Annotated in this window: 18 protein-coding genes; 11 read left to right on the forward strand and 7 right to left on the reverse strand. The window is 61.7% G+C overall.

Annotated elements, in window-relative coordinates; all coding sequences use genetic code 11:
- Positions 1-105 precede the first annotated feature (105 nt).
- From BLW71_RS30490 to alr, 9 genes are all read left to right on the forward strand, one after another.
- Positions 106-1,671, forward strand: coding sequence for an ABC transporter substrate-binding protein (locus tag BLW71_RS30490; RefSeq protein ID WP_091809073.1), 1,566 nt, complete (start codon positions 106-108; stop codon positions 1,669-1,671).
- A 7-nt stretch (positions 1,672-1,678) separates the two neighbouring features.
- On the forward strand, positions 1,679-2,614 hold the full coding sequence (locus tag BLW71_RS30495; RefSeq protein ID WP_091805956.1) for an ABC transporter permease: 936 nt from the start codon (positions 1,679-1,681) through the stop codon (positions 2,612-2,614).
- Positions 2,611-3,582 carry an ABC transporter permease gene (locus tag BLW71_RS30500; RefSeq protein WP_091805959.1) on the forward strand — a complete coding sequence of 324 codons (972 nt, stop codon included), beginning with the start codon at positions 2,611-2,613 and terminating at the stop codon, positions 3,580-3,582. The genes BLW71_RS30495 and BLW71_RS30500 overlap by 4 nt, the downstream gene beginning before the upstream one ends.
- The gene (locus BLW71_RS30505; protein ID WP_091805962.1) at positions 3,579-4,421 is read left to right on the forward strand and encodes an ATP-binding cassette domain-containing protein; all 843 of its coding nucleotides are present in this window, start codon (positions 3,579-3,581) and stop codon (positions 4,419-4,421) included. Before BLW71_RS30500 ends, BLW71_RS30505 begins: the two co-directional genes overlap by 4 nt.
- Positions 4,411-5,280 carry an ABC transporter ATP-binding protein gene (locus BLW71_RS30510; protein ID WP_286162152.1) on the forward strand — a complete coding sequence of 290 codons (870 nt, stop codon included), beginning with the start codon at positions 4,411-4,413 and terminating at the stop codon, positions 5,278-5,280. The genes BLW71_RS30505 and BLW71_RS30510 overlap by 11 nt, the downstream gene beginning before the upstream one ends.
- A 189-nt stretch (positions 5,281-5,469) precedes the next feature.
- Complete coding sequence (locus BLW71_RS30515) at positions 5,470-6,639, forward strand: porin (protein ID WP_091805965.1); 1,170 nt, start codon at positions 5,470-5,472, stop codon at positions 6,637-6,639.
- 69 nt (positions 6,640-6,708) lie between these two features.
- Positions 6,709-8,832 (forward strand): hydantoinase/oxoprolinase family protein, encoded by a 2,124-nt coding sequence (locus BLW71_RS30520; RefSeq protein WP_091805968.1) that lies wholly within the window; start codon positions 6,709-6,711, stop codon positions 8,830-8,832.
- Positions 8,829-10,679 (forward strand): hydantoinase B/oxoprolinase family protein, encoded by a 1,851-nt coding sequence (locus BLW71_RS30525; protein ID WP_091805971.1) that lies wholly within the window; start codon positions 8,829-8,831, stop codon positions 10,677-10,679. Before BLW71_RS30520 ends, BLW71_RS30525 begins: the two co-directional genes overlap by 4 nt.
- A 20-nt stretch (positions 10,680-10,699) precedes the next feature.
- A complete protein-coding gene (gene alr, locus BLW71_RS30530) occupies positions 10,700-11,872 on the forward strand; it encodes an alanine racemase (protein WP_091805974.1) in 1,173 nt (390 codons plus the stop codon).
- Positions 11,873-11,902: 30 nt separating this feature from the next.
- Here the strand turns inward: alr and BLW71_RS30535 are convergent, their stop codons facing one another.
- The 5 genes from BLW71_RS30535 to BLW71_RS30555 form a co-directional block, all read right to left on the reverse strand.
- Positions 11,903-13,051 (reverse strand): porin, encoded by a 1,149-nt coding sequence (locus tag BLW71_RS30535; RefSeq protein ID WP_091805977.1) that lies wholly within the window; start codon positions 13,049-13,051, stop codon positions 11,903-11,905.
- A 427-nt stretch (positions 13,052-13,478) separates the two neighbouring features.
- Entirely contained in the window at positions 13,479-14,330 is an 852-nt protein-coding gene (locus BLW71_RS30540; protein ID WP_091805982.1) for a 3-hydroxybutyryl-CoA dehydrogenase, read from the reverse strand.
- Between the two features lie 33 nt (positions 14,331-14,363).
- Positions 14,364-15,551 (reverse strand): beta-ketothiolase BktB, encoded by a 1,188-nt coding sequence (gene bktB / locus BLW71_RS30545; RefSeq protein ID WP_091805985.1) that lies wholly within the window; start codon positions 15,549-15,551, stop codon positions 14,364-14,366.
- Positions 15,552-15,611: 60 nt separating this feature from the next.
- Complete coding sequence (locus BLW71_RS30550; protein ID WP_502686841.1) at positions 15,612-17,303, reverse strand: electron transfer flavoprotein-ubiquinone oxidoreductase; 1,692 nt, start codon at positions 17,301-17,303, stop codon at positions 15,612-15,614.
- A complete protein-coding gene (locus BLW71_RS30555; protein ID WP_091805987.1) occupies positions 17,303-19,090 on the reverse strand; it encodes an acyl-CoA dehydrogenase in 1,788 nt (595 codons plus the stop codon). The genes BLW71_RS30550 and BLW71_RS30555 overlap by 1 nt, the downstream gene beginning before the upstream one ends.
- A 387-nt stretch (positions 19,091-19,477) precedes the next feature.
- Between BLW71_RS30555 and BLW71_RS30560 the strand changes: the two genes are divergently transcribed.
- Positions 19,478-21,115 carry a 3-(methylthio)propionyl-CoA ligase gene (locus tag BLW71_RS30560; RefSeq protein WP_091805990.1) on the forward strand — a complete coding sequence of 546 codons (1,638 nt, stop codon included), beginning with the start codon at positions 19,478-19,480 and terminating at the stop codon, positions 21,113-21,115.
- 17 nt (positions 21,116-21,132) lie between these two features.
- Here the strand turns inward: BLW71_RS30560 and BLW71_RS30565 are convergent, their stop codons facing one another.
- A complete protein-coding gene (locus tag BLW71_RS30565) occupies positions 21,133-22,104 on the reverse strand; it encodes an AraC family transcriptional regulator (protein WP_091805992.1) in 972 nt (323 codons plus the stop codon).
- 193 nt (positions 22,105-22,297) lie between these two features.
- On the reverse strand, positions 22,298-22,753 hold the full coding sequence (locus BLW71_RS30570; protein ID WP_286162153.1) for a BON domain-containing protein: 456 nt from the start codon (positions 22,751-22,753) through the stop codon (positions 22,298-22,300).
- Positions 22,754-23,277: 524 nt separating this feature from the next.
- On the opposite strand from BLW71_RS30570, the gene hpnI reads away from it, so the two are divergent.
- Positions 23,278-24,483: a bacteriohopanetetrol glucosamine biosynthesis glycosyltransferase HpnI gene (gene hpnI, locus BLW71_RS30575; RefSeq protein ID WP_091805998.1), complete on the forward strand. Its 1,206-nt coding sequence runs from the start codon at positions 23,278-23,280 to the stop codon at positions 24,481-24,483.
- Positions 24,484-24,538: the final 55 nt, after the last annotated feature.

The raw sequence follows: 24,538 nt of genomic DNA on the forward strand, positions 1-24,538 counted from the left end.
GATATTTTTGAAAAGTTGACTCGCTGCGCTAAGCTCACTATTGTCTGTGAATCGATTCACGAAAGACGCGGTGAGTTGCGCGGCATTGAAAAAGCAGAGGATTTCATGACTTTCAGCAACAGGCGACGCCAACTGCTCCGCGCGGGCGCCGCAAGCATTGCGGGGCTTTCCCTGCCGTTCGCGCTCGAAGGCCGGGTATTCGCGGCCGAAGCAGGGGTACTGTCGGTTGCCATTCCGAGCAATCCGCAAACGCTCGATCCGCTCAACCAGCCGAATCACGACGTCATGGCGATCAACCAGTTGATCTTCGAGAATCTGGTCGGCATCGACGCACGCGGCCAGCGGGTGCCGCAACTGGCGCGCGCGTGGACGATTTCGCCTGACAAACTCACGTACACGTTCGATTTGCAGCGCGGCGTGAACTTTCAGAACGGCCAGCCTTTTACGTCGGCCGACGTGAAGTACAGCTTCGACTACGTGTTGAACCCCGCGAACAAGGCATTCCGCCGGCCGTTCTGGACTGTGATCGACTCAGTCAGCGCACCGGACGCGCATACCGCCGTGATCCGCCTCAAGCGTCCCTACCGGCCATTGCTCGACTACATGTCGAAGTACATGGGCATTTTCCCAGTGGGCAGCCGTGAGCAACACCCGGCGGAATACTTCAAGCAGACGCCGATCGGAGTCGGCACGGGCCCGGCGATCTTCGTGCAGTCGAAGGCGAACGACTTCGTCGAACTGAAGCGCAATCCGGCTTACTGGGGTAAAGGCGAGCCGCATTGGGACAAGATCGTGTTTCGCATCATTCCGGAAGAGTCGTCACGGCTCGCGTCGCTGATGTCGAACCAGACGCAGATCATCAGTGCGCCGCCGGCCCAGACGTTTGCACAGATCCGCACGTCGGCGGGCCTCGCGGGCGATAGCCGTCCCTCGCCGACCAGCCCGCTGATGATGTGCGTGAACAACCGCAAGGCGCCTTTCGACGATCTGGCGTTTCGCCGTGCCGTTTCGCTCGTGCTCGACCGCGCGAAGATCTGCCGTGATCTGTGCTACGGCGCAGTGAAGGCGAACAGCATGCCGTTTGCGCCGGCGTCGTCGTGGTACGACGCAGGCTCGGCGGGAAGTCTGGCATTCAATCTCGACCACGCGCGAGCGGCGTTGAAAAGCTCGAAATACGCGAGCGGCGCTTCGTTCGATTTGCTGTACGTGCAGCCTGCGTATCTGATCGACACGTCGTCGACGGCGCTTTTCATTCAGGCGCAACTCGCGTCGCTGGGCGTCCGCGTCAATCTGCGTCCGCTCGATTTTGGGCAGATGATCTCGCAGGTGCTGGTCGGCAACCACGCAGCGGCGTTGACCGGATTCATCGCACCGCCAGAGCCGACTTACCTGCTCAACGCGCTGTTCCGCCCAACCGAGAGTCTGTGGAAAGCGAGCGGCTACGAAAGCGCAGAACTGCTGAAGCTGATCGACGACAGCTATCTGGTCGACGATCCTGCTGTGCTCAAGCCGATCCTCGCGAAGCTTCAACAAGTGCTGGCGCGTGACTGTCCGGCGGTCTGGATCGGTGCGCTGGAAGTGCAGAATTTGTGGCGCAGCAACGTGAAGGATTTCCAGGTGAACACCGGCTTCTCGCTGAAGCTCGACAACGTTTATCTGGCGAAGGTATGAGGTCGATATGAAAGCCGTTTCGAGGCTGTTTTCGTCCGTGCTCGTGCTACTGGTGGTCAGCGCGCTGCTGTTCGCCATGTGCCGCGCGACACCCGTATCGCCCGCGCGTTTGACATTGGGTAGCGACGCCAGCGTCGAACAGGTCGCCGCGTTCAATCATCAGTATGGGCTCGACCGGCCGGTCGCCGCGCAGTACGGCACGTGGCTGAACGGTGCGCTCGCGCTCGATTTCGGCAAGTCCTACGTGACCGGCAATCCGATCGGCCCGCAGATCGCCGATACGCTGCCGAATACCGTCGAGCTCGTCACGCTGTCGTTCATCTTCACGATTGTGGTGTCGATCGTGCTCGGCACCGTGGCGGCATTGAAAGAGAACAGCGGCACGGACCATCTGCTGCGTGCGGTGGCAATCGTAGGTCTATCCGTGCCGTCGTTCTGGCTGGGGCTGCTGCTGATCCGCTATGTCGCGCTGAAAACCGGGTGGTTTCCGGTAGGTGGTCTCACGCCCTGGTCGGACGGCGCGGCGACGCATCTGCTCGCGCTGGTGCTGCCCGTACTCACGATGTCGGTGTACTACGTCTCGGTGCTGAGCCGCCTGGTGCGGGCGAACATGGTCGACGCGCTCTCGCAGGATTACGTGCGAACCGCCAGGGCGCTCGGTTTGTCGCCGTCGCGTATTCGCCTCTATGCATTGAAGAACGCATTGCCGTCGCTCGTGAGCACGGCCGCGATGAGTTACGGCTACATGTTCGGCTGGGCATTGATCGTCGAACAGATCTTCAATTTGCCCGGCGTCTCGCGCGCGTTGCTCACGGCGATCTTCCAGCGTGACTATCCGACCGTGCAGGCCATCGTGCTCGTCATCACCACGATCTTCATCGCGTCGAACACGTGCGCCGACGTCCTGCATGGTTATCTCGATCCGAAGGCGAATAGAACATGATGGCTGATTCATCTCTACCCAACGTGCAACGCAAGCCGCATGTTATCGGCGCCTGGCTCGCATCGGCTGGCCGGCTGCTGCGCGCGCTGATGCATGAACCGGCCGGTGCGATCGGTCTCGTGACGATCGTGCTGCTGGGCGTGATTGCCGTGTGCGCACCGTGGCTGCCCTTGAAGAATCCGCTGCAGCTCTATATCGAACATCGTCTGGAGGCGCCGAGTGCGGCGTTCTGGCTCGGCACCGACCAGGTGGGCCGTGACATTCTGAGCCGCACGATCTGGGGCGCTCGCGCGTCGCTGTCGATAGGACTCTGCGCGGTTGCGATCGGCCTCGTGCTGGGTACGGGCATTGGGTTAGTGGCCGGTTACAAGGCCGGCTCCTGGCTCGACGAAACGCTGATGAAAGTGATGGAAGTGCTCGCGTCGATTCCGCTGTTGATCTGGGCGATCGCGCTCGTCGGCATTACCGGCACTGATACGCTGCATATCGGCTTTTTCGCTATTTCGAACGAGACCAAGCTCGTGTTGCTGATCGGCGTGCTCTACGCGCCGGGTCTTGCGCGGCTTACCCATAGTCTCGCCAAGGCCGAGTCGCAAGCGGAGTATGTCGCGGCGCGGGTTCTGCAAGGCGCGAGCGGCGCGCGCATCATGTTGTCCGATGTGCTGCCCAACATCATCTCGCCCGTGCTGATCCAGGCGTCGCTGCTGCTCGGCGTGACGATCATCGTGGAGGCGTCGCTCAGTTTCATCGGACTCGGTGTGCAGCCGCCTACGCCGAGCTGGGGCGCGATGCTTTCCGATGCACGCGCACTGATTTTCACCGACAACTGGTGGGTGTCGGTGTTCCCGGGCGCAGCGGTGTTCGTCAGCGTGCTTGCCTTCAATCTGTTCGGCGACTCGATGCGCACTATTCTCGATCCGCGGCGGCGCAATGCGCGTGCGGCGAACCTGACGGGAGCGTCGCTATGAACGAAGCGCTGCTGTCGATTGAAAACCTGCACGTCACGTTCGGTTCGGGCAAGACGCAGACCGAAGTGTTGCATGGGCTCGATTTGCAAGTGGGACGTGGCGAGGCAGTCGGGCTCGTCGGCGAATCGGGTTCGGGCAAGAGCGTTGCTTCGCTGGCGGTGCTCGGCCTGCTTGGCAACGCTGGCCGTATCAGCGGCGGGCGTATCGTGCTCGACGGCGAAGATCTGGGCCGTGCATCGGAGGCGCGCATGCGCGCATTGCGCGGACGGCGCATCTCCATGATCTTTCAGGATCCGGCTACGGCGCTCAATCCCGCCTTCACGATCGGCGCGCAACTCGCCGACGTGGTCCGCGCCCACCGTCCACTGCGCGGCCGTGCGATCCGCAACGAAGTGCATGCCGTGCTCGCACGCGTCGGCTTCAAAGATCCACGCACCACGGCGCGGGCGTATCCGCACGAACTGAGCGGCGGCATGAAGCAACGCGCGATGATCGCCGCCGCGATTGTCTGCGAACCGGCGCTGCTGCTCGCGGACGAACCCACCACCGCGCTCGACGTGACCGTGCAGGCGCAGATCGTCGAATTGTTGAGAACGCTGGTGGACGAAATGGATCTCGGCCTCGTGTTCATCACGCACAACCTCGACCTGATGGCCGAATTGTGTTCACGCGCCGTCGTGCTGAAACAGGGGTACGTGGTCGAAGCCGGCCCGGTGGAAGACATCTTTCTGCGGCCTTCGCACGAATACACGCGGCATCTGATCGCGAGCATTCCGCGTTTGCCGGCTACGCGTGCTGCCGGCCGTCATCAACCTGAGGAGACGCGTAATGTCCGCTAACGTGCCGAACGGCATTCAGGCCGCTCAGGCCGCTCATGCCGCTCATGCCGCTCATGCCGCGCAGCCGATCTTCGCGCTGCAGGAGGTCGGCAAGTCCTATGCGCTGGCGCGCTCGCCGCTGGAGCGCATGTTCAACCGGCGCCGCTTCCATGCCGTGTCGGGCGTGAGTCTGGAAGTGGCGAAGGGCGATGCGCTCGCAATTGTCGGCGAAAGCGGCAGCGGCAAATCGACTGTCGCGCGCATGATGGTCGGCCTCACCGCGCCGACGGCCGGCTCGATCCGTTTCAGGGGCGATGCATTGAACACGATGACGCGCTCGCAGAACGCCACGTTCCGCCAGCGCGTGCAGATGGTGTTCCAGAGCACGACGAACTCGCTGAACCCGCGCAAGACGATCGCCACGACGCTCGCGGAAGCGATCGGCAACGACGGCGTGCCGGTGCGCCAGTTGCTCGACATGGTGCGGCTGCCTGCATTCGTGCTGGCGCGCTATCCGCATCAGCTGTCGGGCGGTCAGCGCCAGCGCGTGGGTATTGCAAGGGCGCTCGCGCGCCGTCCGGAACTGGTCGTTGCCGATGAACCGACTTCCGCGCTCGACGTATCGATCCAGGCGGAGATCATTCGCCTGTTGCGCGATCTTCATCAAAGCGCCGGTGTCTCGCTGGTCGTGATCAGCCACGATCTGGCGCTGGTTGGCGAGCTGTGTCAGCGGGTGGTGGTGATGCGGGAAGGGCGCGTGGTGGAAGCGGGAGCCGTGGATCAGGTGCTGTTCGAACCACGCGAGCGCTACACGAGGGAGTTGCTGGCTGCGATCCCGAAAGGCATCGGCCGGCACACCATAGGGGTGGGACCACAGTAAGTGGTAAAGCACTAACGCTGGTCGACACAGGAGAGGCGGTCCGAGCAGTAGAAAAGAAGATCCGGGTCAAGCAGTGAGCCGGCCCACCTTAGGATATTTTTTTGAACCTTTGGTGAATCGATTCACTTGCTATTATCAATCGATCGCTAGCCGACCGGGGTGTCGCGATTCCTTGTTTGGAGAAGAGCGGTGAAGGAAAAGTTATTCATCATGGCGGCTTTGATGGGCGGGAGCGGTCTCGTTCATGCGCAGAGTTCGGTCACGCTGTACGGGATCATCAACGAGGCAATCACCTACTCGTCGAATCAGGGTGGCCACAGCGCGGTGCAACTCACCGGCAACGGCGAGTACGGCAGCCGCTGGGGACTGCGGGGCGCCGAAGACCTCGGCGGCGGCACCAAGGCGATCTTCACGCTCGAGAGCGGCTTCAATCCGGTCAACGGTGCGCTTGGTCAGAACAACCGCATGTTCGGCCGCCAGGCTTTCGTGGGTTTCTCGAATACGAACTACGGCACGCTGACCTTCGGCCGCCAGTACGACGCGATCGTCGGCACCTTGCAGACCATGACGTCCAACGGCGCGTGGGGAGGAGTGATGTTTTCGCACCCGTACGACAACGACAATACCGACGACTTTCTGCGCGTCAATAACTCGATCAAATACGTCTCGCCGAATCTGAAGGGCTTCACCGGTACGGCCATGTACGCATTCAGCAACGCGCCCGGCGCCTTTGCGAACAACCGCATGTGGTCGGTGGGCGGCATCTATTCGCAGGGTGCGTTTTCTATCGCGGCGGCCTATTCGCTCTACAACGAACCGGGCGTGAACACCACCGCGAATGTGAACACCAACGGTGCGATCACTTGTTGCGATGCGCCGATCACGTCCAAACGCGAGCAGATTGCGGGCATCGGCGCGTCGTATGTGATCGGACCGGCCAAGCTGAGCCTGATGTACAGCAACGCGATCTACAACAACGTGGGCACGACGCTGACGAGCGGCATCAACTATCGCTTCAACAACTATGAAGCGAATGCGCGCTTCACGATCGATCCAACGCTGTTCTTCGGCATGGCCTACACGTACACGAGCGACAACATCACCGGCGGACCGGGCGGTCCTACGCAGGTGCACTGGCATCAGGTCAATCTGCTGGTCGACAAGTTCCTCTCCAAGCGGACCTCCATCTACACCGAGGTGATTTATTTGCGCGCGGCCGGCGGCGGTTTTCCGCGACCTACGGGCGGACCATTGCCCGCGACCTCGAACGGTCTGCTCGCCTCGCAGATTCAGACCATGTTGCCTTCTTCGGGACAGAACCAGGCCGTGTTCAGCCTGGGACTCGTTCACAAGTTCTAGCAGCACTGCATTGACCGGCGCAAACCCGCCAAGCGTTTGCGCCGCATCGACTAACAAGCAAGGTGTGTAATGACTGAAAGACTTTACCGGGCCGGTGTCGATATCGGCGGGACCTTCACCGATATCGTCGTGATCGGCGATGACGGCGTGATTCATACCAGGAAGGTTTCGTCCACGCCGCAGGACTACGGCATTGCGATCGTCGCGGGTGTGCAGGCGCTGCTCGCCTCGCTCGATGCGCAACCGTGCCAGATAACCGAACTGGTTCATGCAACCACCGTCGCCACCAATACGGTGCTCGAAGGCAAAGGCGCGCGCACGGCGCTGATCACTACACGCGGTTTTCGCGACGTGGTCGAGATCGGCCGCCTGCGGGTGCCGATGCTTTACAACCTCGCGTATCAGAAACCGGAGCCGCTCGTGAAACGCCGGCACCGTTACGAGGTGGACGAACGCCTGCTCGCCGATGGTTCGGTCGACACGCCGCTCGACGATGCGCAAGTGCTGGAAATTGCGCAACGTATCGCCGACGAGAAAATCGAAGCGGTCGCGATCAGCCTGATTCATGCGTATGCGAATCCGGAACACGAGATCCGCATTCGCGATCTGTTGCGCAGTGTGCTGGGCGACTCCGTCTATCTGACCTGCTCGCATGAAATCCTGCCGGAAATCCGCGAATACGAACGCACCAGCACGACCGTCGTCAACGCGTATCTCGGGCCCGTGGTGGTGAGCTATCTGCATTCGCTGATCGACAAGCTGCGCGGCATCGGCATGACCGGCCCGGTGCAGATCATGCATTCGAACGGCGGCGTGATGAGCGCGGCCATGGTCATGCAGAAGCCGGCCACGATCATCGAGTCCGGGCCGGCGGCCGGTGTGATCGCGGGCGCTTCGGTCGCCGGCGCGTCGGGTTACGTCGATTGCATCACGGTGGACATGGGCGGCACCACGGCGAAGGCGGCCATCATCGAGAAGGGTGAGCCGGCGCGCACTACCGAGTACGAGGTGGGTGCGGGCATCAACGTCAGCAGCAAGCTCGTGAAGGGTGGCGGCCACGCGGTGAAGCTGCCGTTCATCGACGTCTCGGAGATCGGCGCGGGCGGCGGCAGTCTGGTGCGTATCGACGCGGGCGGGCTCGTCAAGGTCGGCCCCGATTCGGCGGGTTCGGTGCCCGGCCCCGTCTGCTATGACGCGGGCGGCACGATTCCGACGCTGACCGACGCCGTGCTGACGCTCGGCTATCTGAATCCGGCGTTCCTTGCCGGCGGCGAGTTGCGCATCAATCAGCAAAAGTCGCTCGACGCAATGCGCACGCAGATCGCCGAGCCCACGCACACGGATCTGTACGAAGCCGCGTATGGCGTGTTCTCGATCGCGGCCTCTACGATGACGCGCGCGGTGAAAGCCGTATCGACGTATCGCGGCCGCGATCCGCGCGAATTCGCGCTCTTCGCGTTCGGCGGCAACGGGCCGGTCATCGTCCATGCGATCGCCGAACTGCTCGACATGAAGACGGTGATCGTGCCGCCGAGCCCCGGCGTGTTCAGCGCGCTCGGTCTGCTGTTCTCGTCGACCCAACACGAGTTCATGCAGACGATGTTCTGCCGCCTCGATCACTCCGCCGCGATGCAATTGGGCAACGCGCTCGAAGACCTCGTAGCGCGCGCCACGGCGGACATGACGGCCGAGGGCAATGCCTTCGCCGATATCGCTGTGACGTGCGCGCTGGATTTGCGCTACACGGGCCAGGCTTACGAGCTGACTGTGCCGATCGAATGGCGTGCCGGCGAACCGCTCGACATTGCGCCGATTGCCGCCGCGTTTCATTCGGAACACGAACGCACTTACGGCCACGCGTCCGCAGACGAGGTTATCGAACTCGTCAATCTGCGCGCGGTCGGTTCGCTGCGCTCGCAGAAAGACCGCGCCTACGACGCGCAACGCGCCGGCGGCAGTCGCGCGAATTCGCCGGCTGCGCGCGCGCCGGTGCGGCGCCGGGCGTATTTCGGCAAGACGCACGGCTTCATCGACACCCCGGTGATCTCGCGGGCCGATCTGCGCGCCGCGCCGATGACCGGCCCGTTGATCGTCGAAGAGTACGACTCGACTTGCGTCGTGCCGCCGAACGCCGGCGCGCGCGTCGATGCCCACGAAAACATCGTCATCACGTTTCTGGAGCAATCCGCATGACTACCCTGCAGGCCGCTTCGGCGGGCACCGATGCCATCACGCTTGAAATCGTCAAGAACGCGCTCGGCTCGATCGCCGACGAAATGGCGCTCGTCGTGCTGCGCACGGCCTATTCGCCGATCGTGCGCGATTCCATGGACTTCTCCACCGCGGTATTCGACCGTGCCGGCCGCGTGATCGCGCAGGGCCTGACGTTGCCGATTCACCTCGGCGCGTTTCCGGCCGCGATGGATAACGTGGTGCGCCGCTTCGGCACGGCCGGCAAGCCCGGCGACATCTACATCATGAACGACCCCTACACGTCGGGCGGCATGCATCTGCCGGACGTGTATCTGATTCAGCCGGTGTTTTACGACTCGCGTATCGAAGGCTATGTGGCGACCATCGTCCACCATGCCGATGTCGGCGGCATGGCGCCGGGCAGCATGGCGATCGGCGCAACGGAAATCTATCAGGAAGGTCTGCGGATTCCGTTGATGAAGCTGTGCGATGCCGGCGAGGTCAACGACGCGCTCGTCACGCTGCTGGAGACGAACTCGCGCATGCCGGGCCAGTTGCGCGGCGATCTGCGTGCCCAGGTGGCGTCGTGCAAGGCGGGGGAAAGGGGGCTCGTGCAATTGCTCGACAAGTACGGCGCGGATGGTTTCGGGAGGCTGGTCGAAGCGCTGCACGATTACGCCGAGCGTCTGACGCGCCAGGCCATCAGCACGATGCCGAATGGCGAATACCGTTACGAGGATTTCATCGACGGCCTGGGCGATACGCCGGTGCCGATCGCGTTTCGCGTCAAGGTCACGGTGGCGGACGACGTGGTGAACATCGACTGGACGGGGACCGACGCGCAGGTGCAGGGCGCGATCAATGGTCCGTTCGCGACCACGCAATCGGTCGCGTATGCGGCGGTGCGTTGCGCGATCGGCGTCGATGTGCCGAACTGCGAAGGGTTTTCGCGGCCTGTGCAGGTGTACGCCGAAAGCGGCTCGATCGTGAATCCCGTTGAACCGGCGGCCTGCGCGGCGCGCGGGATCATCGCTTACCGTATGTTCGACGTGTTGCAAGGCGCGTTCGCGCAGATCGTCCCGGATACGATTCCGGCGCTGGGCGAAGGCGGTCCGTCGGTCGTGTCGATTTCCGGGCGCAATCCGGATGGCGAGGGCGGCGCGCGTGGCGGCAACTGGCTGATTACCGACGGCGTGCTCGGCAGTTGGGGCGGTGGCCGCAACGACGGTTGCGAAGGCATTGCGAATCCGCTCGGCAACCTGTCGAACCAGCCGGTCGAATTGATCGAGGCACGTCTGCCGCTCAAGATCACCGAATACGGATTCGTCACCAACTCGGGCGGCGCGGGCCGGCATCGCGGCGGCCTCGCCATGCGCCGCGCTTATGAACTGCGCAGCGACCATGCGTTGCTCGGACTGCGCTCGGACCGGCGCGCGCATCGGCCGACTGGCTCGCACGGTGGGCTGAGCGGGTCGCCGTCACTCAATCTGCTGACACGCGACGGTCAAAGCACATTGCTGCCGACCATGCCGAGCACGGTGACCGCGCTTCGCAAGGGCGACCGCTTCTGCCATATCGCGGCGGGCGGCGCGGGTCATGGCGATCCGTTGACGCGTTCGCCGCAAGCCGTGCGCGAGGACGTGCTGGACGATCGCATCACGGAGCAGCTGGCGCGCGAAGTGTACGGCGTCGTGCTGGAAGGCGCGGCGCGCGACATAGACGGGCAGCGCACCGCCGAGCTGCGTGAGCGCCTCCAGACGCTGACCAGTCAGGAGCGCGTGGCGAAGCAGGAGGCGCTGTTCCTGCAATCCACCGGTGCCGATGCCGCGGCTCTCGGCAAACTCTGACTACGACAGGTGCTTTGACTATGACCGGTTCAATCCTCGCGCCAGATACTGATACTCAACGCATGCGCTTGCTGCGTCCCAGTTGGGCCGAGCTCGACTATGGCGCTATCGCGGCGAATCTGGCGCTCGCGCGCGAACAGGTGGGGCGAGCCACGAAAATCTACTTCGTTTGCAAGGGCGATGGTTTTGGCTTCGGTGCCGCGAAGGTTGCACGGCTGGCGGCGCAAGCGGGTGTGGACGGCTTTTGCGTCGGCAGCCCGGAAGAGGGCGTCGCGATTCGCCGCGCGGGCATCGATCGCGACATTCTGCTGTTTGCGTCGACCTTGCCCGAGGATGCGGCGCGGGTCGCAGCGTTGGGATTGACGGTGACGATCCAGAGTCAGGAAAGCCTGCGCGCATTCATCGAGGCCGGCGTGGCCGTCGATGCCTTCGTCGAAATCGATCCGGGCTTCGGGCGCTTCGGCTTTCTGCCGTCGCAATGGCAGGCCGCGTTCGAAGCACTGCGCGATCAGTCGACCGTTCGGCTCAAAGGCGTGTACACGCATCTTAGTTCGCCGGAGAGCGATGATGTGACGCGCAAGCAGGCCGGCGTATTCGATGCGGCGCTGGCCGATGCGCGCGCGGCGGGATTCGATAACGTGACGACGATGCTGGCGAGCTCGCGAGTCATGCTCGCGCATCCGCATCTGGCGTATCAGGCGGTTGATCCCGGGCGACTGCTATACGGCGCGCTCGACGCGGGCTGGATGGCCCGCGCACCGTTGCGACCGATGTTGCGGGCCGTGCGCGGGCGCATCATTCACGTTCAGGAGCATCCGGCCGGGTCCATGCTCGGCATCGGCTATGCGGAGCCGATCCGGCTCGAACGCGGTGTGCGCATTGGTGTGGTGCCGATCGGCTTCTGGGACGGTCTGAATCATGTGCCGCCGTTGGGTCGCGTGCTGGTGCACGGACAAGCGGCACGCATCGTCGGACGCCGCTCCTTCCAGCATACCGTGATCGATATCACGGACATTGCACAGGCGCGAACTGGCAGTGTCGTCACGTTGCTGGGTCAGGACGGCGACCAGTCGATCACGATTGACGAGATGGCGGAAACGCTGCGGCTGCCCGTCATGGAGTTGATCCCGCGACTGGCGAGGAGTCTGCCTCACGTCGATGTGACGGCGACGAATCTGCCGGGCGCCGACTGACGCGTGTCGGCAGATCCGTCCCCTACGGCTTTAGAACATTTTGCGGATGCCGACTGCCGCGCCGACGTTGTTGGTGCGGCCAACGGTGTCGACCGCGCCGGTGGCCGGGTTGGTCGAGCCGGGGTAGTCGGCGGCGAATGCGCCATTGCCGCGCGCGAAGTCCACGGTGCCATACACTTCCGTGTGCTTCGACAGCGAGTATTCGGCGAGAACGGTGGCGGAGTAGTTGATACCCGAGCCGAGCGTGCCGTCGATTTTTTCGGCATTGCGAGCGTGACCGTAGTAGCCGGCCACGGTGATCAGAAGCGGCCCCGTTGCCTGCCAGTTGCCGCCAATGTAGAGCGTGTCGTCGATACGGTTCGGGCTGCTGCCCGGCAGTTTCGGCGCGCCCGCTTGCTGCATGTTGGCGTCAGTGGTGCCGCTGCGATCCTGCGCGCGTAACCAGCCGGCCAGCAGGCGTACGGTGGGCGTGATCTGGTACGCGCCGCTCACGTGCAGCATGTTGATCTTTGCGCCATTGACGAGGCTGCCACTTGCGGACGTCACCGAGGTTTGCTGGAAGCCTGCGTCGAGCGATGCGGGACCGTGCGTGTACGTTACTTCCACGCCATACGTGCTGCCGAGGCCGACCGCGCCCGCCTGATTGCCGAAGCCATAGATTGCGTCGATGCTCAGACCGTTGAACGAGGCTTTGTACTTCACCGAGTTGTTGATCGTGAGGTACGGGCCAATACCATTCCATGCCCAGCTGTCTTGCCAGTAATCGCCGACGGTCATCGGGTCGAACACATCGCCCATGGTGTCGTAGAGCGGCGCATATTGGTTACCGAAGGTCAGCGTGCCGTACTTGTCGCTCGACAGGCCGACAAACGCTTGTCGACTGAACAGCGTGTTTGCCTGATGCAGTTGCCCGGAGTTGAGTTCGAAGCCGTTTTCAAGGCGGAAAATCGCGGACAGGCCGCCGCCCAGGTCTTCGGTGCCTTTCAGGCCCCAACGGCTGTGGGTTTCCGGGCCGACCGTCATGCTGAACTGGTCTTTGCCATCCGCGGCGGCATTCGTCTGATAGCGGAGCGCCGTATCGACGAGACCATACAGCGTGACCGAGCTCTGTGCGAATGCGGGGGACGCGGCAAGGACGAAAAGTGACACGGCGGCACTGGAAATAACGGCTTTTTTCATCAGACGGTTGTCCTAACTATGATTGTTCATTTGACCGCCTCAATGCCCTTGAAGACTGGCTGGGTGAGGCTGAAACCGGGAGCATAGTCGGTGAGTTTTTTGCCTCATATCGCATAATATGGATTGGTTCCTTCCAGAATCAGGAACAATAAGGCGGTCACACGTCTGATGGAAATGCCTGCAATGTGCAGCAGGCTTGCGAGCGGTTTAAGGCGGCAGGAGCCGCCATTCGAGATGTATCCATAGACCATCGGCTCGCTTTTGCAAGCGCCAGCGTGTCGCTAAAAAGCCACGATTGCTGGGCCGTGTTCCCTGACCGGATGTCGCGTTCGGCACATGTTGTTACCGATTGGCGCGCACCGGTTCGCCGGCTAATGGCTCGCAATCGGCCACGGGTGACACCGTGGCCGATCGCCTTGCTGAACCTCTAGTCGTAGCGATAGACGCCCTGACCCACCTTGCGTCCAAGGTGGCCTGCCGCTACCAACTCGCGCAGTAACGGGCTTGCGCGATATTTCGAATCGCCGAAGTCCTTCAGGAACACATCGAGGACCGACAGGCAAACGTCGAGCCCGATCAGATCCGCGAGCGCCAGAGGGCCAATCGGGTGATTCGCGCCGAGGCGCATGCCGAGGTCGATCTCCTCCGCCGTGGCGATGCCTTCAGCGAGCACGAAAAACGCTTCGTTGATCATCGGCACCAGAATGCGGTTCACCACGAAGCCCGGTGCGTTCTTTACGCTGATCGGTGACTTGTCGAGCTTGACTGTCAGCTCACGTACAGCCTCAATCGTGGCCGCGCTGGTCTGTATGCCACGAATGATTTCGACGAGCGGCAGGAGCGGCACCGGATTGAAGAAGTGCATGCCGATGAAGCGAGACGCATCGGTCAGCGCGGCCCCGAGTGCGGTGATCGAGATCGACGAGGTATTCGATGCAATGATCGTCTCCGGCCGCGCGACGGATTCGATCTGCCGCAAGATGCGGATCTTCAGATCGGTATTTTCCGTGGCGGCCTCGATCACGAGGTCGACGGTGGTGAGGCGCTGATAGTCGGTGGACGTCTCGATGCGCGAGAGGGCAGCCTCTTTCACCGCCGCGTCGAGCTTGCCCTTGGCGACCAGCCGTTCGAGGCTGCCTGTCAGCGTGGCCAGGCCCTTCGCAAGCGCCGCCTCGTTGACATCGATCATGATCGCCTTCAGTCCCGCGACTGCAACGACCTGAGCGATGCCGTTGCCCATCGTCCCTGCACCAATTATCCCAACGGTATTGATTGTCATGGCTATTCCTTGTCAGCAATGCGACACAGTGTTCTATTGTAGGCGCTCGAAAATAGCCGCAATACCCTGGCCGCCTCCGATACACATCGTAACCAGCGCAAACCGCCCGTTGATATGCTGCAATTCATACAGCGCCTTGACGGTAATCAGCGCACCCGTCGCGCCGATCGGATGACCGAGCGAAATGCCGGAGCCATTCGGGTTCACCTTGAGCGGGTCGAGTTCGAGCTGTTGCGTCACGGCGCAGGCCTGCGCGGCAAAGGCCTCGTTCGCCTCGATCACGTCGAGATCGCCGATGCCGAGGCCGGCGCGCTGGAGTGCAATGCGCGTGGCGGGCACCGGGCCGATGCCCATATAGAGAGGATCGACGCCGGCATGCGCGTATGACACGAGCCGGGCCAGCGGTTTCAGGCCGCGCGTATCCGCCGCTTCGCGCGACATCAAAAGAACAGCGGCTGCCGCATCGTTGATGCCGGATGCGTTGCCTGCGGTGACCGTGCCGTTTTCCTTCTGGAAAACGGGCCGCAATCCGCTCAGTTCAGCGGGATCGAGTTCCAGACGCACATGTTCGTCGGTGTCGAAAACGACCTGCTTGCCTTTTACGGTCCGCGTAATCGGCAGGATCTGATCCTTGAAGCGGCCTTCGGCGATGGCATGGGCGGCGCGCCGATGCGATTCGACTGCGAGTGCGTCCTGCTGTTCGCGCGTAATGCCGTACTTGCTGGCGACGTTCTCGGCAGTCACACCCATCGGTACTGTATGGAACGGATCGTTCAACGCCCCGAGCATCATGTCGATCAGGCGGGTGTCGCCCATTCGTGCGCCAAAGCGTGCGTCAGGCGTGATGTAGGGCGCACGGCTCATATTTTCCGCGCCGCCGCCGATCGCGATGTCGGCATCGCCGAGCAGAATGGATTGCGCTGCGGAGACAATGGCCTGCAAGCCTGAGCCGCACAGACGATTGACGTTGAAAGCCGGTGCCGTTTCGCTAACGCCGCCGTTGATCGCAGCTACGCGCGACAGGTACAGGTCTTTGGGTTCGGTGGCTATCACGTTGCCGAATACGACCTGACCGACCTGATCGCCCTCCACGCCGGCCCGTGCCAGCACCTCACGTACGACAAGCGCTCCGAGTTCGGAGGGCGGAATGTCCTTCAGGCTTCCGCCAAACTTGCCGATCGCGGTGCGCACACCGCTGACAACAACCACTTCTCTTTGCACTTGAGACTCCTTGGAATCACTTGAACGCGCGCAGCTTGTCCCGCTGTGCGCGTGAGGAAGTTACATGTTCGGGTAGTTAGGACCGCCGCCGCCTTCAGGCGTGACCCAGACGATGTTCTGGGTCGGGTCCTTGATATCGCAGGTTTTGCAGTGCACGCAGTTCTGCGCGTTGATCACGAGACGTTCGGTGTTGTCGTCGTTCTTCACGAACTCATACACTGCTGCCGGACAGTAACGTGACTCCGGGCCGGCGTAGGTCTGCCAGTTCACGTTCACTGGCACCGAAGGGTCTTTCAGCGTCAGGTGAGCGGGCTGGTTCTCTTCGTGGTTCGTGTTCGAGATGAACACTGAAGAGAGCCGGTCAAACGTCAGCTTGCCATCGGGCTTCGGATAGACGATCGGCTTGCACTGCGAAGCCGGCTTCAGCATCTCGTGATCCGAATGCTGGTGATGCAGCGTCCACGGCACATTGCCGCCCAGCAGCTTCTGCTCGATGCCCACCATCAGCGTGCCGAGATACAGACCCTTGCTCATCCACTGCTTGAAGTTGCGCGCACGATTCAGTTCGGTATGCAGCCACGAGGTCTTGAAGCTCTCCGGGTACGCGGTGAGTTCATCACTGGTGCGTCCAGCCTGCACGGCTTCAAAAGCGGCGTCGGCGGCCAGCATGCCGGTCTTGATCGCCGCATGCGAACCCTTGATCCGCGATGCGTTCAGGAAGCCCGCATCGTCGCCGACCAGTGCGCCGCCCGGGAACACGAGCTTCGGCAGTGACATGAGGCCACCGGCCGTGATCGCCCGTGCGCCGTACGACACCCGCTTGCCGCCTTCGAGCACCGCGCGGATTGCCGGATGTGTCTTGTAGCGCTGGAATTCCTCGAACGGCGACAGGTACGGATTCGTGTAGCCAAGTCCGACCACAAAACCCACCACCACCTGGTTGTTATCCATGTGATAGAGGAACGAGCCGCCATACGTGTCGTTCTCCAGCGGCCAGCCGGCGGTATGCATCACGAGACCCGGCTTGTGCTTCGACGGATCGATTTCCCACAGTTCCTTGATGCCGATACCGTAGACCTGCGGATCGACGCCTTCGCGCAGCTTGAATTTATCGTTCAGTTGACGGCCAAGATGCCCACGCGCGCCCTCACAGAACAGCGTGTACTTCGCGTGCAGCTCCATGCCGAGCTGGAAGTTCTCGGTCGGTTCGCCATCCTTGCCGATGCCCAGGTTGCCGGTCGCGACGCCTTTGACCGAACCGTCGTCGTTATAAAGGATTTCGGCCGCAGGAAAGCCCGGGAAAATCTCCACGCCCAGCGCCTCAGCCTGCTGACCCAGCCAGCGCGTCACATTCGCGAGACTGATCACATAATTACCGTGATTCTTGAAGTTATCCGGCAACGCCCAGACCGGCACGCTCTTCGAACCGGTTTCGGTCAGGAACAGGAACTTGTCTTCGGTCACATCCACGGTCAGCGGTGCGCCTTTTTCTTTCCAGTCCGGAATCAGCTCGGTCATGGCGCGCGGATCCATGACCGCGCCCGAGAGGATATGCGCCCCGATCTCCGAGCCTTTTTCCAGTACGCACACGCCAATTTCAGCGCCTTTTTCCGCCGCCAGCTGCTTCAGGCGAATCGCCGCGGACAGCCCAGCCGGGCCGCCGCCGACGATCACGACGTCGTATTCCATCGACTCGCGCGGGCCGTACTGCTCAATGAGACTTGCGGGGGTCATTGTTTTGCCGGTGCCCATCAGAACTGATCTTCCGACAGCGCCAGCACACTCTCGCCACCCTTCGCGCTGACAATCGACGCCTCCAGCGCCGATGCGAGCGTCAGCACATGCTCAGCATAGAACTGCGCGGTCGCGATCTTCGCACCGTAAAACGAAGGATCTTCGTCACGCTTCCCGGCTGCCACGAGCAACGCACGCGCCATCTGCCAGCCGCCGAGCACGATGCCCGCGAGCTTCAGATACGGCACGCTGCCCGCGAACACCGCATTCGGATCGCTCTTCGTATTGGTGACAACAAAATCCACCACCGTGCCCAACGAGCGATGCCCCTGCGCAAGATACTTCTTCATCGATTCGAACGCCGGACCCTGCTGCGCACCGAGCGCGTCGACCGTTTCGGCCACGCCGGCGAGCAGCGACTTCGCCACCTTGCCGCCGTCGCGCACGGTCTTGCGGCCGATCAGATCGTTCGCCTGGATCGCGGTCGTGCCTTCATAGATCGGCAGAATCCGCGCGTCGCGGTAATACTGCGCGGCGCCGGTTTCCTCGATGAAGCCCATGCCGCCGTGCACCTGTACGCCGAGGCTCGTCACATCGATCGACAGCTCCGTGCTCCAGCCCTTCACGATCGGCACGAGGTATTCGTAGATCGCCTGATGTTCCGCGCGCGTGGCTTCGTCGGCATGGCGATGCGCGATGTCGCAGTGCGCCGCGGCCACATACGCCAGCGCGCGCGAGGCTTCAGTCAGACCCCGCATCGTGGCGAGCATACGGCGTACGTCGGGATGCTGAATGATTGCGACCGGTTGCTTCGCCGAGCCATCCACGGGACGGCTTTGCACACGGTCTTTCGCGTACGCCACCGCCTTCTGGTAAGCGCGATCCGACACACCCACGCCCTGCATGCCGACCGCAAAGCGCGCCGCGTTCATCATGATGAACATGTATTCGAGGCCGCGATTCTCTTCACCGATCAGATGGCCGATCGCGCCGCCGTGGTCGCCGAACTGCAGCACCGCGGTCGGGCTCGCCTTGATGCCGAGCTTGTGTTCGATCGACACGCAATGCACGTCGTTGCGCTCGCCGAGCGAGCCGTCTTCGTTGACGAGAAACTTCGGCACGATGAAAAGCGAAATGCCCTTCACGCCTTCCGGTGCGTCGGGTGTGCGCGCGAGCACGAGATGCGCGATGTTCTTCGCCATGTCGTGCTCGCCCCACGTGATGAAAATCTTCGTGCCGAACAGTTTGAACGAACCGTCGCCCTGCGGCTCGGCGCGCGTGCGCACGAGCGCGAGGTCGGAGCCGGCCTGCGGCTCGGTCAGGTTCATCGTGCCGGTCCATTCGCCGGAAATGAGCTTCGGCACGTAGGTCTGTTTCTGCGCTTCGCTACCCGCCGTGAGCAGCGCCTCGATGGCGCCGTCCGTGAGCAGCGGGCACAACGCGAACGACAGGTTCGACGCGTTCAGCATCTCGATACAGGCGGTGGCGATGAGCTTCGGCAGGCCCTGGCCTTCGTAGTCGACGGGATGTTGCACGCCCTGCCAGCCGCCAACGCCAAACTGGCGAAACGCTTCCTTGAAGCCAGGCGTCGCGGTGACCACGCCATCTTTCCAGCTGCTCGGATTGCGATCGCCTTCGACATTCAGCGGCGCCAGCACTTCGCCGCACAGTTTCGCCGACTCTTCGAGCACGGCCTGCGCGGTGTCGAGATTCGCGTCTTCGAAGCCCGGCAGCGTCGCGATGTCTTCGAGACCGGCCAGTTCTTTCATCACGAACAGCATGTCCTTGATGGGTGCGCTATACATCTCCGTCTCCTTGATATGGGTATGCGAACGAGAGGCTTGCCATGCGAAACCCGCAATTCGGGCATGGACGGCAGCTCGGATGACCCATCCTACTGCCTCGCGTGCGTACGCCCGATGGCGAAATCTGCCGTTTCATTGACAAAAGCTGCCGTTTTTCCGTCGGCAGAAAGTGCGGACCTGGCCGGGAAAGGATTGGCCGATTATGTCAATGAATCGGCCAAGCTTGCTAATGCTCAGGGAAGCGGGCGAATCTAGAATAGACTGAACATGCAGCCTGACGCTGCCCTCAGCGATGTTTGCGACTGGACTGACTGGCCATATTTGTCATGCCGGGCGTTCGACACCTTCCAAAGCATCGCGAGTGAAGACCCTACCGGAGACAAGCCCATGGACCTGTTTGGCCAGATGATGTACGCGCCGTTATTGTTGTCGTCGTTGCTCCAGCAGGCCGCGCGGCACTCCAGTAAGGTCGAGATCGTGTCGCGCCGCGTCGAGGGTGATATCCACCGCTACACCTATCGCGACTGCCATATCCGCTCGATGCAGCTCGCGAATGCGCTGACAGCGTACGGGATCCAACCTGGCGACCGGATCGGCACGCTCGCGTGGAACGGGTATCGCCACATGGAACTGTACTATGGCGTATCCGGCATTGGCGCCGTTTGTCATACCATCAATCCGCGGCTTTTCGCTGAGCAGATCGCCTATATCGTCAACCACGCGCAAGACCGGTTCATCTGTTTCGACATGTCGTTTGCACCGCTTGTCGAGCAGATTGCCCACCAATGTCCGCTTGTCGAGAAGTGGATCATGTTGTGCGACGAGTCGGCATTGCCGGAAACATTCGCTGTGCCATTGGAGAGCTATGAAACGTTGATCGCCGGTCAGCCTCAGTCGTTCGACTGGCCGCGCTTCGACGAGCAGCGCGCAGCGGTTTTGTGCTACACGTCCGGGACGACCGGCAATCCGAAAGGCGTCCTGTATTCGCATCGCTCGCTCAGTCTGATGGCCTATGGATCGGCGTTGCCGGATACGCTGTGTCTGTCCGCGACGGATACGGTTGCGCCCGTCGTGCCAATGTTCCATGTCAATGCGTGGGGGTTGCCGTTTTCGGCGCCGCTCGTGGGCGCCAAGCTGGTGCTCCCCGGGCCGAAGCTCGACGGCGAGTCGCTGTGGACGCTGTTCGAACAGGAAGGTGTCACCTTCTCGGCCGGCGTGCCGACCATCTGGCTTGGCCTCGTCGACTACATGCGGCGTGCGGGCAAGCACAGCACGCACTTCAAGCGCGCGATCGTCGGGGGATCGGCGTGCCCGCCGCAACTCGCTTCGTCGTTGCGCGAGCTTGGCATCAAAGCCGTGCATGCGTGGGGTATGACGGAACTGTCGCCGCTCGGCACCGTATGCTCGCCGTCGCATGGCTACGAGGAGAAGTCCGCTGAGGAGCAGAAGTGCACCGATGCAAAACAGGGGCGCGCCGTGCCCGGCATCGATCTGAAGATCGTCGGTTCGGGCGGCGTGGAGTTGCCGTGGGACGGTAAATCGGCGGGCGATCTGATGGCGCGTGGCCACTGGGTGCTGGATCGTTACTACGGCGTCGAGCAAACGGCGCTGGAAGACGGCTGGTTCTCAACGGGCGACGTTGCAACGATCGATTCCGACGGTTATATGCAGATCACGGATCGAAGCAAGGATGTCATCAAATCCGGCGGCGAATGGATTTCATCGATCGAACTCGAACATGTCGCAATGTCTCATCCCGAGATCGAATCAGCGGCTTGCATTGGGTGCGAGCACCCGAAATGGGACGAGCGTCCGCTGTTGATTGCGGTAAGGCGTGCTGGCAGCACATTGAGCGCGCAGGAATTGTTGGCGTTTTACGGTGGTAAGGTCGCCAAGTGGTGGATTCCAGATGATGTGGTTTTCGTTCCGGAGATGCCGCTGACCGCGACGGGAAAGCTCCAGAAACTGGTTCTCAAGCAGCGATTTGGCAAGCATCTCGTCGATGCAGCGAAGCCCTCGGCGTAGCCTTGAGCGCAAATCACTCAAATCATCTTGCGGTAGGCCTGCGGCGTACTGCCCGTCCAGTGGCGGAACGCGCGGTGAAAGGCGGTCGGATCGTCAAAACCCACTTCGTAGGCAATCACGCCGATGGCGTCGGCCGAACGCGTGAGACGCTGGACAGCAATGTCGCGGCGCAGTTCGTCTTTGATTGCCTGGAAGGTCGTACCTTCAATCGAGAGGCGGCGGCACAGCGTTCTCACTGAATAGTGCAGACCCTGTGCGACGACTCCGATTGTGGGAATCTCGGGCAGGCAACCCGCAATGTATTGGCGCACCTGGTGACAAACCATCTGTTCGGCGAACGACACGAAGATCCAGTCTTCTGGCGCGCGCGCCAGAAACTTCTTCAGATCGGACTTGTGTTGCCGGATGGCCATGTCGAGATATCTGGCGTCGAACGACATGCAAGTCTGAGTGCAACCGAAATGCACCGGTCCGGGAAACAGGTAGAGATAATCGGTCTCCCGCGATGGCCGCGGGAAATCGAACTCCACCTTGACCAGAGGGATTTTCTGCCCGATTAGCCAGGACGCCACACCGTGCACGAGCTTTAACATCAGCTCCTGGCCAAGCGCATTCTGAGACCTGTTTGCCTCGTTCGCGATGAGTTCGATCCTGCAGAGCGACTCGTCGCGTTGCGACTTCACGGTGAAGTCGTCGAGAATCAGGTGGAAGAACTGCCCGAACCGATGCATCGCGACATCCAGCCGAGGAGCGTCGAGCAGGCTGAGGCACAGATACTTGAGCGTGCCATTGCGCAATGGCCGGCTGAAAATGCCAGGCATTTCATCGTCATATTCGGCCGCAAGCAACCGATAGAGTGTTGAGAACTGCTCCTGCGTAACGCGCGCTCCCGGTCTGTGCAGCAATGCATGCGGGATGCCGGATCGTTCAGCCAGCCTCTCAATCGCCATGGGGTCTGCGCCGGCTAGAAAGCCGTTGACCAAGGACATTGAGACGGTAGCCGAGAGCGAGTTCAAGGGGGCGGTACAGTTGTGCGCAACTGCTCGATGTTATGCGTGGCTTATTTTGTCATAGGTCGGGGCCGAATGCGAATGGGCGATAGGCGAGGCGCGCAAACGTACGCCTCGCGGGCGGAAACGGCTGAAGACAGCTGTCGCATGATCTGCCAGCCGCCGCGCTTGCTTAGTTACCGGGTTGGAATACCTTCAGTCTATTGTCGACGCGCTGCACACCGGCGACGCTCTGCGCAACGGTAACGGCGCGAGCGATCTGCTTGTCATCCGGCGCACTGCCGACCAGCGTCACCACACCGTCTTTCGCAAGAATCGAAATTCCCGACGAGTTAAGCCCCTTCGATGCAGTCAGCGCGTGCCGAACGTTCTTCTGCACCAGGTGATTCTGCGCGCGACGCGCTTTCGGGCCGGATTGGGGTGCAGCCTGGGGTGCAGCCACGGGCGCGGACGACGCTATATCGTCGGACGCTGCGGTCTGTGCCAGCGCCGAAACCGAGATGATGGATGCGACACACAATGTGATCGTCTGAACGACTGCTGATTTCATAAAAACTCCAAGAGAGCTTTGCTGGGTAAATATCGACCGCGCTTTTGAGAGGGGCGCGCTTTCGTAGAAATTTGCCATCACATCATCGATATGCAGGGCGGAGCGCCGCACCTGGCAATCGCCATTCTATGGGGATGATTCCCCTGTATTCGTCGATGTCGCAGGAAGAGACTGTTGTCGAAACGGTGAGTAAATCGAGCGCTTTCGAAGCGCGTATAGAAGTGGCCAGTTTGTCTGGAAGCGTTCTGTTTCGAATCGGGCCTTGGCGCTCCGCGCAGCGCATTCGGTTCAGCGCAATAGCCCACGCGCGTAGTACAGGCTAATTCTGTAAAGGTGTTTTCGAGGTTGTCGCGTATATCGGGAGTGAGGACGCGTTTAATATGCCGTCGCGCCTAACCGGGAAGCACTATTTCCGGTCTGCTGCGAGAGCTTCGATAACGCAATTGCAAAAGCATTGCGCGAGATCAATAACACGGGCCTCGCCTACACCACCATCTCGAGATTCGATGAAAACTGCTGTTGCGTCCCGGTAGTCAACTGTATTGGATGCGCGTTGGCCGGCCGGGCCGGTCATCGAGAGAAGTAGCACGGGGTACTGTTCAATGATGCACGTCGTTTTGTCCGCTTTCCGGTGGCCACTGGTTGTGCTGTGTTTCATGGCCACGCTATACGCGGTCGTCGCAGCGCTCGCGACACCGTTTCTACGCGCGAGCCGGTCGGGCAGAAACCGATTTCAGCAATACGGGGCAATGGTCGACGGCGTCAGCGTATTGAAACCTTTGTGCGGGGCTGAGCCGAGGCTATACGAGAATCTCGCCACGTTCTGCGAGCAGACGCATTCCCACTTCCAGATTCTGTTCGGCGTGTCCTCGCCCGACGATGCCGCAATTCCAGTTGTGAGGCGTTTGCAGGCTGCGTATCCGGACCGCGACATTGAACTCGCAATCGATTCCCGGGTGCATGGCTGCAATCTGAAGGTGAGTAATCTCATCAACTTGGTTGAACGGTCCAAGTACGACATCATCGTGATCGCCGACAGCGATATCGCAGTCAACTCCGACTATTTGCGTACTGTCTCCGCGCCGTTGGCCGATGCCGGAGTCGGCGTGGTGACGTGTCTTTACGTCGCGCAGAGTGTGGGTGGCTTCTGGCCTCGCCTGGGCGCGCTCTTCATCAACGAGTGGTTTGCGCCTTCCGTGCGGGTGGCGCACGCGGTTGGCTCCCGCCGGTTTGGCTTTGGCGCGACCCTCGCATTGCGACGCACGACGCTTGAGCGCATCGGCGGCTTCGCCGTGCTGAAAGATTGCCTGGCCGACGACTACTGGCTCGCGGAGCACGTCCGTAACCTTGGACTCCGCACGGTGCTGTCACCTGTGATGGTCGCTACGGACGTCATTGAACCGACATTCGCGTCCCTGTGGCTGAGGGAAACCCGCTGGTTGCGTACGATCCGGTCAGTGAATCAGCCGGGGTTCGCGTCGCTCATCATCACGTTTGCCACACCATGGATTGTGGCCGGTGCATGGCTGGCGCTAGATTTTCGTTCGGGCGAGCTAGCGAGCGCGCATCCCTGGGGGGCAACAGCGCTGGCGGTGAATTCGGCCATAGGCGTGGCCGCGCGAATAGTGCTCCACGCGCGTGGCGCGCGTGATTCACATTCGTTCTGGCGAGATCTGCCACTCGTGCCGCTGCGTGATACGTTGCTGGCGTTGCAATGGCTTGCGGGAGCGTTCGGTTCTCACGTTGTGTGGCGCGGAGCGCGCGTGCCGGTCGCACCGTCCAGCAACCCGATCAATCCTTCCGTATAAACGCGCCGGATTCCACTGAAGCATCCGATGGACTTTGAAATGACATACAGTTCGC

It is taken from the genome of Burkholderia sp. WP9 (genome assembly GCF_900104795.1).
In the GTDB taxonomy this organism is placed as follows: Bacteria; Pseudomonadota; Gammaproteobacteria; order Burkholderiales; family Burkholderiaceae; genus Paraburkholderia.